The following is an 11,496-nucleotide window of genomic DNA, read 5'->3' as shown; positions in this document are numbered from 1 at the left end:
ATTCGACTCGGACCCGGGGATCCTCTAGAGTCCGTCGAGAACGACCCGTCGATCGCCCTGAGCGCGACCGAGGTTCGTGCCGGCGGCGCGCTCACCGTGACGGGCAGCGACTTCACCGTGCCGCGCGTCGAGGTCGGTGTGGCCAGCACCTACCGGGCGCTCGCGGAGGCGGATGTCGTCGATGGTGCGTTCTCCGCGCCGGTCGTCATGCCGTCCGACCTCGAACCGGGCACCCACACCATCCAGGTGCGGGTCGATGGTGAGGTCGTCGCGTCTGCGGCGATCACCGTGCTCGCCGCCGGCGACGCGGGCGGCGATCCGGGCACGGGCACAGGTGCGTCGACGCCGGCACCCGCGGCGGGCGGCTCGAACCTCGCCGCGACCGGCGGTCGGTCCGACGGCCTGGTTGCAGGTGCGTTCGCCGGGGTGCTGCTCCTGTTGGCGGGTGGGGCCGTGATCTGGCGCCGCCGCCACCTGAGCCGCGTCTCGGACTGATCCCCTGAGCGTGCGGGCGGATGCCGAGAAGTCGGCGTCCGCCCGTACGCGCTCGCGCGTAACCTCTCTCCCATGAGCATGTCTCCCCTCATCACCCCCTCCGAGCTGAAGGCCCAGCTGGGCTCTCTCACGCCGCCGGTCGTCCTCGATGTGCGTTACCGTCTCGACGCCCCCGACGGTGCGGAGGCGTACCGCGACGGCCACGTGCCCGGTGCCGTGTACGTCCGCATGGACGGCGAGCTCGCCGTGCACGGGGCTGCGAGCGAGGGGCGTCATCCCCTTCCGTCTCCGGCTGACTTCGAGCGTTCCGTGCGCAGCTGGGGGATCGATGACGGCGACACCGTCGTCGTCTACGACGATTGGAACTCGTTCGCCGCGGCCCGCGCCTGGTGGATGCTCACGGACGCCGGCGTTCCCGCCCGGGTGCTCGACGGCGGGCTGCGCGCGTGGCGCGCCGCCGGAGGGGCCCTCGAGACCGGCGACGTGACTCCCACGCCGGGCGCCGTGACGCTGCATGCGGGACAGCGCCGCAGGCTCGACATCGACGCCGCGGCATCCCTTGCATACAGCGGCGTGCTCCTGGACGCCCGCGCACCGGAGCGCTACCGCGGCGACGTCGAACCGCTCGACCCCGCCGCCGGACACATCCCGGGCGCCCGCAACGCGCCGACCACCGAGAACCTGGATGCCGAGGGCCGGCTCCTCGCCCCCGACGTGCTGCGTTCCCGCTACGCCGATCTGGAGGGACAGTCCGTCGGTGTCTACTGCGGCTCGGGCATCACCGCTGCCCACGCCGTTCTGGCGCTCGCGGTCGCGGGCCACGACGCGGCTCTGTACCCGGGCTCCTGGAGCCAGTGGTCGAATACTCCCGACCGGCCGGTCGCCACCGGCGACCGCCCCTGACACTACGATGTTGACGATGCCACAGACACCTGCCCCGACCACCGCGTCCGTTCCCGCCTCGGGGACCGACGTGACCCTCCGTCACGGAGCCTACGAAGCGCACATCGCCAGCGTCGGCGCGTCGCTGCGTGCGCTCACGTTCGACGGGCGCGACCTCGTCGTGCCCTTCGCTGCCGACGAGGTGCGCCCCGCCTTCCGCGGTGCCACTCTCGCCCCCTGGCCGAATCGCGTCGTCGACGGTGCGTATTCCTTCGGCGGGCACAGCTACGAACTCGCGCTCAGTGACATCGGCCGCCCGAATGCGCTGCACGGCCTCGCCGTCTGGCTCGACTTCGCCGTCGTCGATCACACCGCCGACGCGGTCACGCTGGCGGCGGTGATCGTGCCGCAGTCCGGCTACCCGTGGCGCGTGCGTGTGGAGACGACCTACCGGTTGGGTGCCGACGGTCTCACCCAGACCGTGGCGGCGACGAATGAGAGCGCGGATGCCGCGCCGTTCGGCACCGGTCCGCATCCGTATCTGGTGGCCGGTTCCGCGCCGCTGGACGCGTGGACGCTGACGCTGCCCGCCGACCGGGTGCTCGAGGTCACCGATCACCAGCTCGCTCCCATCGCGCTCGCCGAGGTCGCCGGCTCGGATCGTTTCGACTGGCGCGCGCCGCGGGTGCTCGGCGATGTGGAGATCGACCACGCGTTCACCGGGCTGTCCCGCGCGGACGGTGTGGCGACCGTGCGGTTGGTCGACCCGTCCGGTACCGGCGTGGAGATGGTCTGGGATCAGGCGTGCCCCTGGGTGCAGATCCACACGGCCGACCGCCCGCCGCTGGCCGACGGCAGCCCCGATCCCGGTCACCGCGCCGGCCTCGCCGTCGAGCCGATGACCTGCGCTCCGGACGCCTTCAACGCCGATCGCTACGACTACGACGCGGGCCTGATCGTCATCCCGGCCGGCGGATCGGTCTCGGCATCCTGGCGCATCGCCGCCGTCGGTATCTGACTGCGGCAGTCGCCCTCTCACGCGAAAGGGCCCCGACACGTCCGTGTCGGGGCCCTTCGGCGTGAGGAGACGACTCAGTGGTCGCCGCGGATCTCTTCCTTGATCTCGTTGCGCTTGTGGACGGAGTCGCGCTCGGCTTCGGCCTTCTTGACCTCGGCGTCGGCCTTCGCCTCGTCGATCTTGTCGGAGACACGGTCGACCGTGTCCTCAAAGCCTTCCTTGATCTTCCGGCCGGCCGTCTCGGCCGCGTCCTTCGCGTCGTCGATGAATCCCATGGCGACTCCTTTCATCAGGTCGGACTTCCACGGTACGAACCCTCTCCGCCACACGAAAGGGCTTGCCGCCGGTGCCGTGCCCGTGCTAACCGCAGCCCGTGCGGTCGCCGCAGCCCGCGCTGGTGGGCGGGCGCGCACGACCCCTAGGATGGCGCCGTGAACAACACCGGCACTCTGGACCAGTGGCAGGCGGCTTTCGGCGGCGGCACCGGTCTCGTCCTGTTCGTCGTCTATTACGTGCTGCTCGCCGTGGCGATGTGGAAGGTGTTCAGCAAGGCCGGATACCCCGGCATCCTCGCCCTCATCCCCATCGTGAACTGGTTCATCCAGGTGAAGATCGCAGGATTCTCGGCGTGGTGGGGGTTGTTGGCGATCGTTCCGATCGTCAACGTCATCTTCTTCATCATCGTCGCGATCCGCATCGGCCGCGGGTTCGGGCACGGCGCCTTCTTCTCGATCGTGCTGCTGCTGCTGTTTGCCCCCATCGGGTTCTTCATCATCGGCTTCAGCTCCGATCGGTACACGTCGCCGGCCTGAGCGCCCGTCGCGCATTCCGTCCCGGCGTCGGTCTTCCCTAGGATCGAGGGGAGGGGATGCCGTGGTCAACGAGAAGCGCGTACGCACCCGTGACGTGGTCGCGGAGGGGCTGTACATCGCGTCCGCGGCGACGCGGCTGAGCCTGAAGAACACGATCCTCGTCCACATCCTCGCCGAGGGAGAAGACTTCGACCTCGATCGGTATCTCCCCGAGGCCAAGGAAGCCCTGGAGACCCTCGCCGCGGAAGCGGAGGACGATGCGGCGCGCACCGAACGGCAGCGTCGCGCTGCCCGCGGCCGCCACACCGACTCGGACGGCACGCACGACTATCGCAGTCGCGATGTGCGCAACCTGCGCCGCCGCCAGAAGCAGTCGCTGCACGTCGCCCATGAGCTGCGGCGTCGCGCCGACGACACCGAAGAGCTGCGCAAGCTCGTCCTGGACGCGCGGGATGCCGCGTGGGCAGAGGTGGCCGGCAACATCGATCGGACGCTGCGGATCGAGGCCGCGCGCCCCGATCTCGACCCGGACTACGAGCGTATGCGCACGGCGCGGATGCAGGCACTGCGGCTCGTGGACCTTCCGAAACTTCGCGCCCATCGGCGCAGTGTCGCGGCTCAGCAGAAGCAGCAGGACCCCGATTCGTCACATCCCGGCGCGTAGGCTAAGCTGGTCCTCGGCCCTCCAAGAGGTGCCGGAAACTGCGCCCGTAGCTCAATGGATAGAGCATCTGACTACGGATCAGAAGGTTAGGGGTTCGAGTCCCTTCGGGCGCACACTGTGTTGAGACAGTAACGAGAAAGGCCCGCGGCACGCCGCGGGCCTTTCTCGTTCTCCGGCGGCATCGGCGATCGCGCGTGCGTGAAGAAGTGTGACGATCCCGGCCCCGACGCCTGCGCGGCGACCTAACGTATCTGCGTGGCCACTTCCGCTCCCGCCTCCGTCCGCCCCGCCGGCATCGACCCCCGGGGTCCGCGCTTCGCGGCATCCATCACCGCCGTGCTCCTGCTGGCCGGCACGTTCCTCGCCCTGCTGGGAACGTCTGTGCGCGAGGCCGCGACTTTCGCCGAGAGGCTCGCCGATCCGGCGTTCCTCCTGCTGCTCGTCGTCGACCTCCTCTTCGTGTGGGGTTTCGCCGCTCCGCGGACCGCGCCGTGGGGTGCGCTGTACCGCGTCGCCATCCGTCCGCGCCTGCAGCCGCCGGCCGACCTCGAAGACCCGCGTCCCCCGCGCTTCGCGCAGGTCATCGGATTCGTCGTCGTGACGGTCGGCCTCGTGCTGCACGTCGCGGGCGTCGCGTGGGCCCTTCCGATCGCCGCGGCCCTCGCATTCATCGCCGCGTTCCTCAACGCCGCCTTCGGCGTGTGCCTCGGCTGCCTGCTCTACCTCGCGCTCGCCCGTGCCGGCGTGTTCCGCCCGCGGGGCGGCCTGCTGGGCGCCTGAGGGACGAGCGCGCCCGTCAGACGGGCGTGACGCGCAGCCACACGAACCCGTGCGGGCGCAGTGCAAGACCCTCGTCGAGGTCGACGCTCGCGTCGTGTACGGGGTCGAAGGCGGTGCGCTCGAAGCCCGACAGCGTGAGCGGATCGATCGTGACCTCGGCGTCGCCGACGTTCGCCAGCACCAGCAGCGTGCTGGTCTCACCGGGGCGCTGGTAGCCGATGACGGCGGGGTGCGGGGTATGGAAAGGGATGAGCGCGTTGCCCGCGAGCTCCGGAGACTGCTGGCGCACCGAGATCAGCTTGGTGAGTCGGCGGAACACCCGCCCGGCCGGCGTGGTGTCGTCGTCGCGCTGCGCGTAGGCATCGCGCGGACGATGGCCGCGGTGCACCCAGCGGGTGTCGCCACGGCGAACCGGATCGTCGGCGTAGGAGTAGTCGTTGAGCTGTGCGACCTCGTCCCCGAGGTACAGCAGGGGGATGCCGCCGGTCGACAGGGCCAGGGCGTGCGCGAGGATCACGCGATCCTCCCCGCCGGGATCTCCCGCTTCGATCCCGGCCAGAGACGCCGTCGTTCCGGTGACGCGGGCATCGCCGGTGACGGGGTTCTCCTGGAAGGCGACGCCGCGCGCGAACGTTCCCTCGTGGCGGCCCGTGTAGAAGCGGTTGAGGAACTGTCGGTGGGTGTAGCCGTCGATGCCGAGCTCGGCCGCGTCTTCGTCGGCGAACGTCCACCCGATATCGTCGTGGCTGCGGACGTAGTTCACCCATGCCGTGCCGGCCGGCAGCGCGTGGCGTCGATCCAGCGCCTGTTGCAGGAGCCGGCCGTCGCGCGTGGCGAGCGCCTCCCACGTCAGCGCCATCTGCAGCGGGTTGTATGACAGCTCGCATTCTTCGGGTGAGATGTAGCTGACGACCTCGTCGGGGTGGACGATCGCCTCGGACTTGAAGATCATGCCGGGCGCGGCCATTGCGAGCACCGCGTTGAACGCCTGCAGCAGCAGGTGGGCTTCGGGCAGCGACTCGCAGGACGTTCCCAGGCGCTTCCAGATGAAGGCCACGGCATCCATCCGGAGCACCTCGACGCCCTGGTTCGCCAGGAACAGCATCTCGCCCGCCATCGCGCGGAAGACGGCGGGGTTCGCGTAGTTGAGGTCCCACTGATAGTGGTAGAAGGTCGACCAGATCCAGCGGCCGTCCTCGAGCTGCACGAACGATCCACGGTGGTCGTCGGGAAAGATCTCGCGCGTCGTGCGCTCGTAGGCGTCGGGCATCTGTCGGTCGGGGAAGATCAGATAGAAGTCGGCGTAGTCGGGGTCGCCCGCCACGGCCTTCTGAGCCCACTCGTGCTCGTTGCTGGTGTGGTTGAAGATGAAGTCGAGTACGAGCGAGATGCCCGCCAACCGCAGCTCTGCCGCCAGCTCGGCCAGTTGCGCCATCGTGCCCAGGCTCGGGTTGACGCGCCGGTAGCTCGAGACGGCATAGCCGCCGTCGTTGTCGCCGGCGGGGGCGTCGAACAGCGGCATGAGGTGCAGGTAGGTCAGCCCGAGTTCGCGGAACGAGGGGATCAGCTCGCGCACGCCGGCGAGGTTGCCGGCGAAGCGGTCGACGTAGCAGACGCCGCCCAGCATGCGCTCGGACTGGAACCACTCGGGGTCGGCGGCGCGTTGCGCGTCGTGCACCTTCAGGTCGAGAGGGCGCGCATTCCACGAGGCGGATGCCGCCGCCACCGTGGCCGCCAGCTGCTCGCGGCCGTCGGTGCGCTCGCCGTAGAGGCGGGTGAAGAGGCCGTGCAACCGCGGGAACTGCTCATCGAACCGGGTGAGGAACGCGTCGTCGAGGCGCCCTGCCGCCTCGCAGGCCTCGAGCGCCGCGACGCGATCGGCGTCGGACGTGGTCAGTGCGGTCATGGTTCCCCCTCCGGTCTCAGCGTATCGGGCAGGGCCCGGCGCGGCGGGCGGCGTAGGCTCACACACGTGAGTGCGTACGTCTCGGCGTTCGACCTGTTCTCCATCGGGGTAGGACCATCGAGCTCCCATACGGTGGGCCCGCTGCGCGCGGCCCGAGATTTCGCGCGCCGCGTCGGGGATCTGCCGGGGCTCTTCCGGGTGGAGTGCGCCCTTTACGGTTCGCTCGGCGCCACCGGCATCGGACACGGCACGCCCGACGCGGTCGTCGCGGGCCTGCAGGGGTTCGCGGCCGAGACCGTCGATCCGGCGCGCGTGCGGGGTGCCTGGACCGATTGGGTCGACGGAGCGCACCTCCTCCTGGACGGTCGCATCCCGATCCCTTTCTCGCGCTCAGACATCTCGCTCGCACCGCGGACGCGTCTTCCCGGACACCCCAACGCGATGACCCTCGTCGCGCGTGATGCCGACGGAATCGCGCTGCGCGAAGACACCTACTACTCGATCGGTGGAGGGTTCATCCGGCGCGAGGGCGCGTCGGATGCGGTGGCCGCGGCATCCTTCCCGCTGCCGTACGCGACGGCGGCGCAGCTGCTGGACGTCTGCGATACCTACGGGCTCACGATCGCGGAGGTCGCCCGGCGCAACGAGGAGGCGCTGCGACCGGAAGCAGACGTCGCGGCCGGCCTCGACGCGATCTGGGACGCCATGGCGGCGTGCGTCGATGCGGGCCTGCACGCCGACGGGGTGCTGCCGGGAGTGCTGAAGGTGAAGCGGCGTGCGGGCGCGATCCGCGCGCAGCTGGAGAGCGTCGAGGCGACGGGGCGCGAGCTTCCCGGTGAGTGGCTCGGCGCGTTCGCGCTGGCCGTCAACGAGGAGAACGCCGCCGGTGGACGGGTCGTGACGGCGCCGACGAACGGTGCCGCCGGCATCCTGCCCGCCGTCGCGATGTACTGGTGGCGCTTCCTCGCGGATGCCGGGATCGGCGCCGAGAATGCGGTGACGCCCTACGGCGAACTCGTCGGCTCGGCGCTTCTCGGGCTGCACGGCGGGCAGGGTGGTCCGCAGGGGCCGGAGGAGGTCGTCGCCACCGCGCAGGAGCTCGCCGAGGCGAACCGTCGTCGCGGCATCCGTCGATTCCTCTTGACGGCCACGGCTCTCGGTTCGCTCTTCAAGGCCAACGCCTCGATCTCGGGAGCCGAGGGCGGGTGTCAAGCCGAGGTCGGCTCGGCGTGCGCGATGGCTGCCGGCGGCTTGACCGCGGTGATGGGCGGCACGAACCGCCAGATCGAGAACGCCGCCGAGATCGCGATGGAGCACCATCTGGGTCTGACGTGCGACCCCGTGGGCGGACTCGTGCAGATCCCCTGCATCGAGCGCAACGCGATCGCGGCATCCACCGCGGTCACCGCCGCGCGCCTCGCGCTGCGTGGCGACGGCACGCACTACGTACCGCTGGATGCCGTGGTCGAGACGATGCGTCAGACCGGCATCGACATGTCGACCAAGTACAAGGAGACCAGCGAGGGCGGACTCGCCGTCAACGTCGTGGAGTGCTGAACCGCGCCCGCAACCGCTCGTGTTCGCCATGCGTGAACCATTGGCACTCTCATGGGTCGAGTGCTAATCTGATGGCAGTTGAGTCAATGAGGCTCAACTTTGACAGACCATCACAGTGACACACGACAAGGAGAGAACAATGGCCACGTATGACCCGTTCCGTGACCTCGACCGCATCGCGTCGGGCCTCTTCGACACGCGCCGGGGACCCCGCCGGATGCCGATGGACCTTTACCGCGACGGCGACCACTACGTGCTCAGCGCCGACCTTCCGGGAATCGACCCGGGCTCGGTCGACATCGATGTGGACGGCCAGCTGCTGACCATTCGTGCCGAGCGCACCCTCAGTGAGGGCGACGGCGTGAAGTGGATCACGCGCGAGCGTGAGACCGCGAGCTTCCTCCGCCAGCTGAACCTCGGTCAGGGAATCGACACCGATGGCATCGCCGCCACCTACAGCAACGGCGTGCTGACGGTCACGATCCCCGTGAGCGAGAAGGCGAAGCCGCGCAAGGTCCAGGTCGTCGCCGATGGTGCGGCGCCGACGATCCAGGCGCACGAATCCGCACAGGAGCCGCAGCCGGTCGAGCAGTAGTCCCGCACCGCGCGCAGCCGCCCCGTGTCCGCGAGGACCGGGGCGGTTCGCGTGCGCACGCTAGTGTCGAAGCACCCGCCGGAAGCACCAGCACTCGGAACGTCAGCAAGGATGCCGATGACCGCACCCCCCGTCGCGCGCGAGCGCGAGATCACCGAACCCGTCGCCCTCACCGGTCCCGATGGTCGACTCAACCCGGCGGCGATCGGCTTCGCCCGCGCGCCGCTCATCGACACCCGTGGCATCGGGCGCGGACGTTTCGTCCGCTCGTGGGGGCGCAACAAGCGCTGGGAGTACTGGAACGTCATGACTCCCACGCACATCGTCTCGCTCACGGTGTCGTCGCTGGACTATGCGGCCGTGCACGAAGTGTGGATCCACGATCGCGCCACGACCCGGTCGTGGGGTCGCAGTGTGACGGTGCTGCCGTCGCGCGAGGTATCCCTTCCCGCGTCGCTCGGCACGGGCATCGCCATCGCGCGACACGCGGATCTCGCCGCGACGATCACTCCCGCCGAGCGGGGAACGCTCTGGCGCCTGCACGCGGAGATCGCGGACGCGTCTTTCGACATCACGGTGCGCCGCCCGCCCGGACACGAGCTGCTGGCGGTCGTCGTGCCGTGGTCGTCTCGGCGCTTCCAGTACACCGTGAAGGATGTCGCGCTCCCGGCATCCGGGGTGCTGACGCTCGACGGCATCGACTACGACGTCGGGCAGGGATCGTGGGCGGTGCTCGACCACGGGCGGGGGCGCTGGCCCTACGACGTGTCCTGGAACTGGGGTGCGGGATCGGGCACCCTCGCAGACGGGCGCAGCCTCGGCATCCAGGTCGGGGGACGGTGGACCGACGGGACGGGCTCGACGGAGAACGCCGTCCTGCTCGACGGTGTTCTGCACAAGATCTCGGCGTCGGTGGTCTGGGAGTACGAGCGCGCCGCGCCGTTGCGTCCGTGGCGGGTGCACGGGGGAGGCCTGGATGCCGTGTTCACCCCGTTCTACGACAAGAAGTCGGCGACGAACCTCGGCGTGGTCTCCTCGCGAACGGATCAGTGCTTCGGCACCTGGTCGGGGACGTTCGCCGGGGACGGCGTCGTGATCGCGTTCGACGGCATCGAAGGTTTCGCGGAGGATGTCCGCAACCGGTGGTAGCCGGGGAGAGGCCAGAGGGAGGGGCAAGGATGTCGTTTCAGGCATATCTCGACAACATCGAGGACAAGACCGGGCGGACGCCGCAGGAGCTCGTGGACGAAGCCAGCGCGAAGGGCTTCGGACCGGGGACGAAGGCGGGTGAGATCGTCGCATGGCTCGCCGAGGACTACGGGCTCGGGCGCGGGCACGCGATGGCGCTCGTGCACGTGATCACAAAGGGGCCCAAGATCGCGTCGACCCACGTGGGCAGCGGCACGGCGCACAGCGACGAGAGCGACACCCTATGGCTCAAGGGTAAGGCGACGAACCCGTCGCGCGGGTCCTGACGGCTCAGGCGCCCCGCAGCTTCGTCGTCAGTCGCTGCAACTGTGTCAGCTCGTCGTCGCTGAGCACCGACATCCGCTCGGCGATCGATCGACCGTGCACGGTCGCGAGGCGCCGGAACGCGGCCACCCCCCGTTCGGTCGCGCGGACGACCGCGCCGCGTCCGTCGAGCGGATCGACGCACTTGCTGATGAGGTCGCGGGCGACCATGCGGTCGACCAGTCGCGAGACGCTCGGCTGGCTGATGAGCATGTTGGCGGTCACGTCGCGCAGGCGCGCACTGTTGTCATCACCCCGGACGACGGTGAGCAGCACGTCGTATTCGGCCTGTGTCAGTTCGTCCTCGCCGAAGTCTTCGCTGATCTCGCGCAAAATCTCGTGCTGCGCGCGAAAGAGGCTCTCCCACGCGGAGATGGCGAGGCGGCGGTCGGTCATGGCGTCAACTGTAGTGCGCCGCCCGGACGTCGCCCATAGGCTGAAGCCCATGGGGCGCGTACGTGCACGGATCGTCGGCGTCGCGCTCGCGATCGTCGGTATCGCGGTCGCGGTGGCGGCCGGAACGGCGAGTCCTGCGTGGGCCGGAGCGGCGACAGCGGTCGACGACTTCTCCTTCTCGTCGATGACGGCCGACTACACCCTGACGCGGGCCGCCGACGGCACCAGTCGGCTGCGCGTCGTCGAGACGCTCGTCGCACAGTTCCCTGACGCGGATCAGAACCACGGCATCCGCCGCCAGATCCCCGACTCCTACAACGGTCAGCCGCTGCGCCCCGAACTCGTCTCGGTGACAGACGGCGACGGATCACCACGACCGAGCGAGGTGGAAGATCAAGACGGCGTGTTCTCGGTCGTCTCGCGATCGGACGAGTACCTGCGCGGTGCGCAGACCTTCGTCCTCACCTACACGCTCGAGAACGTGACGTGGGTCTTCCCCGACTCCGGCCTGGAGTTCTACTGGGATGTCAACGGCGTCGACTGGGGTCAGTCCTTCGGGCACGTCACGGCTCGGCTGCACCTGGACGCCCCACTCGCGGCATCCCTGACGGGGCGCATGTCCTGCTATCAGGGGGATCAGGGGGCGACGGCGTCCTGCGGGTCGATCTCGTCGGCGCCGGATGCCGCGGGCAGCGCCGGGGGTGTCGTCGTCACGGCCGTCGCTGACGATGTGCAGCCGCACCAGACGCTCACGATCGCCGTCGGGTTCGCGGAGGGGACTTTTGCGACCTTCGATTCCGGATACCTGGCCTCCCCGTTCGGCTGGGGACAGTTGGGCGCCGGTGCGCTCGGACTCTAGAGGATCCCCGGGACCGAGCT

General features: G+C 69.7%; 13 protein-coding genes, 1 tRNA gene and 1 pseudogene. 12 read left to right on the top strand and 3 right to left on the bottom strand.

Annotated features, from left to right (window positions below):
* The 3 genes and pseudogenes from I5I_RS02815 to I5I_RS02805 all read left to right on the top strand — a co-directional run.
* Positions 1–495 (top strand): annotated as a pseudogene (locus I5I_RS02815) (cell wall protein); the annotation flags it as partial.
* Positions 496–567: 72 nt separating this feature from the next.
* On the top strand, positions 568–1,398 hold the full coding sequence (locus tag I5I_RS02810; RefSeq protein ID WP_036316240.1) for a sulfurtransferase: 831 nt from the start codon (positions 568–570) through the stop codon (positions 1,396–1,398).
* Between the two features lie 16 nt (positions 1,399–1,414).
* Entirely contained in the window at positions 1,415–2,395 is a 981-nt protein-coding gene (locus tag I5I_RS02805; protein ID WP_036316243.1) for an aldose 1-epimerase family protein, read from the top strand.
* 74 nt (positions 2,396–2,469) lie between these two features.
* Here the strand turns inward: I5I_RS02805 and I5I_RS02800 are convergent, their stop codons facing one another.
* Positions 2,470–2,670 carry a hypothetical protein gene (locus tag I5I_RS02800; RefSeq protein ID WP_005049688.1) on the bottom strand — a complete coding sequence of 67 codons (201 nt, stop codon included), beginning with the start codon at positions 2,668–2,670 and terminating at the stop codon, positions 2,470–2,472.
* A gap of 156 nt (positions 2,671–2,826) precedes the next feature.
* Between I5I_RS02800 and I5I_RS02795 the strand changes: the two genes are divergently transcribed.
* From I5I_RS02795 to I5I_RS02780, 4 genes are all read left to right on the top strand, one after another.
* On the top strand, positions 2,827–3,207 hold the full coding sequence (locus I5I_RS02795; RefSeq protein WP_036316238.1) for a DUF5684 domain-containing protein: 381 nt from the start codon (positions 2,827–2,829) through the stop codon (positions 3,205–3,207).
* 61 nt (positions 3,208–3,268) lie between these two features.
* The gene (locus I5I_RS02790) at positions 3,269–3,871 is read left to right on the top strand and encodes a hypothetical protein (protein WP_005049690.1); all 603 of its coding nucleotides are present in this window, start codon (positions 3,269–3,271) and stop codon (positions 3,869–3,871) included.
* A gap of 40 nt (positions 3,872–3,911) precedes the next feature.
* Positions 3,912–3,984, top strand: a tRNA-Arg gene (locus I5I_RS02785).
* Positions 3,985–4,126: 142 nt separating this feature from the next.
* On the top strand, positions 4,127–4,651 hold the full coding sequence (locus I5I_RS02780) for a DUF4395 domain-containing protein (RefSeq protein WP_036316236.1): 525 nt from the start codon (positions 4,127–4,129) through the stop codon (positions 4,649–4,651).
* A 16-nt stretch (positions 4,652–4,667) separates the two neighbouring features.
* Here the strand turns inward: I5I_RS02780 and I5I_RS02775 are convergent, their stop codons facing one another.
* On the bottom strand, positions 4,668–6,557 hold the full coding sequence (locus tag I5I_RS02775; protein WP_036316235.1) for an amylosucrase: 1,890 nt from the start codon (positions 6,555–6,557) through the stop codon (positions 4,668–4,670).
* 66 nt (positions 6,558–6,623) lie between these two features.
* Between I5I_RS02775 and I5I_RS02770 the strand changes: the two genes are divergently transcribed.
* The 4 genes from I5I_RS02770 (at position 6,624) to I5I_RS02755 (ending at position 10,184) form a co-directional block, all read left to right on the top strand.
* Positions 6,624–8,114: an L-serine ammonia-lyase, iron-sulfur-dependent, subunit alpha gene (locus I5I_RS02770; protein ID WP_036316233.1), complete on the top strand. Its 1,491-nt coding sequence runs from the start codon at positions 6,624–6,626 to the stop codon at positions 8,112–8,114.
* Between the two features lie 139 nt (positions 8,115–8,253).
* The gene (locus tag I5I_RS02765) at positions 8,254–8,709 is read left to right on the top strand and encodes an Hsp20/alpha crystallin family protein (RefSeq protein ID WP_016464249.1); all 456 of its coding nucleotides are present in this window, start codon (positions 8,254–8,256) and stop codon (positions 8,707–8,709) included.
* A gap of 117 nt (positions 8,710–8,826) precedes the next feature.
* Positions 8,827–9,858 carry a DUF2804 domain-containing protein gene (locus tag I5I_RS02760; RefSeq protein WP_036316231.1) on the top strand — a complete coding sequence of 344 codons (1,032 nt, stop codon included), beginning with the start codon at positions 8,827–8,829 and terminating at the stop codon, positions 9,856–9,858.
* Between the two features lie 29 nt (positions 9,859–9,887).
* Complete coding sequence (locus I5I_RS02755) at positions 9,888–10,184, top strand: DUF4287 domain-containing protein (RefSeq protein WP_036316229.1); 297 nt, start codon at positions 9,888–9,890, stop codon at positions 10,182–10,184.
* A gap of 4 nt (positions 10,185–10,188) precedes the next feature.
* Here the strand turns inward: I5I_RS02755 and I5I_RS02750 are convergent, their stop codons facing one another.
* Positions 10,189–10,617 (bottom strand): MarR family winged helix-turn-helix transcriptional regulator, encoded by a 429-nt coding sequence (locus tag I5I_RS02750; protein WP_036316225.1) that lies wholly within the window; start codon positions 10,615–10,617, stop codon positions 10,189–10,191.
* Between the two features lie 49 nt (positions 10,618–10,666).
* On the opposite strand from I5I_RS02750, the gene I5I_RS02745 reads away from it, so the two are divergent.
* Entirely contained in the window at positions 10,667–11,476 is an 810-nt protein-coding gene (locus tag I5I_RS02745; protein ID WP_036316242.1) for a DUF2207 domain-containing protein, read from the top strand.
* The last annotated feature ends 20 nt before the right edge of the window (positions 11,477–11,496 follow it).

It is taken from the genome of Microbacterium sp. B24 (assembly GCF_000333415.1).
Classification (GTDB): domain Bacteria; phylum Actinomycetota; class Actinomycetes; order Actinomycetales; family Microbacteriaceae; genus Microbacterium.
Note: the sequence above shows the minus strand (reverse complement) of the source record. Positions and strands in the feature narration are given on the sequence as shown.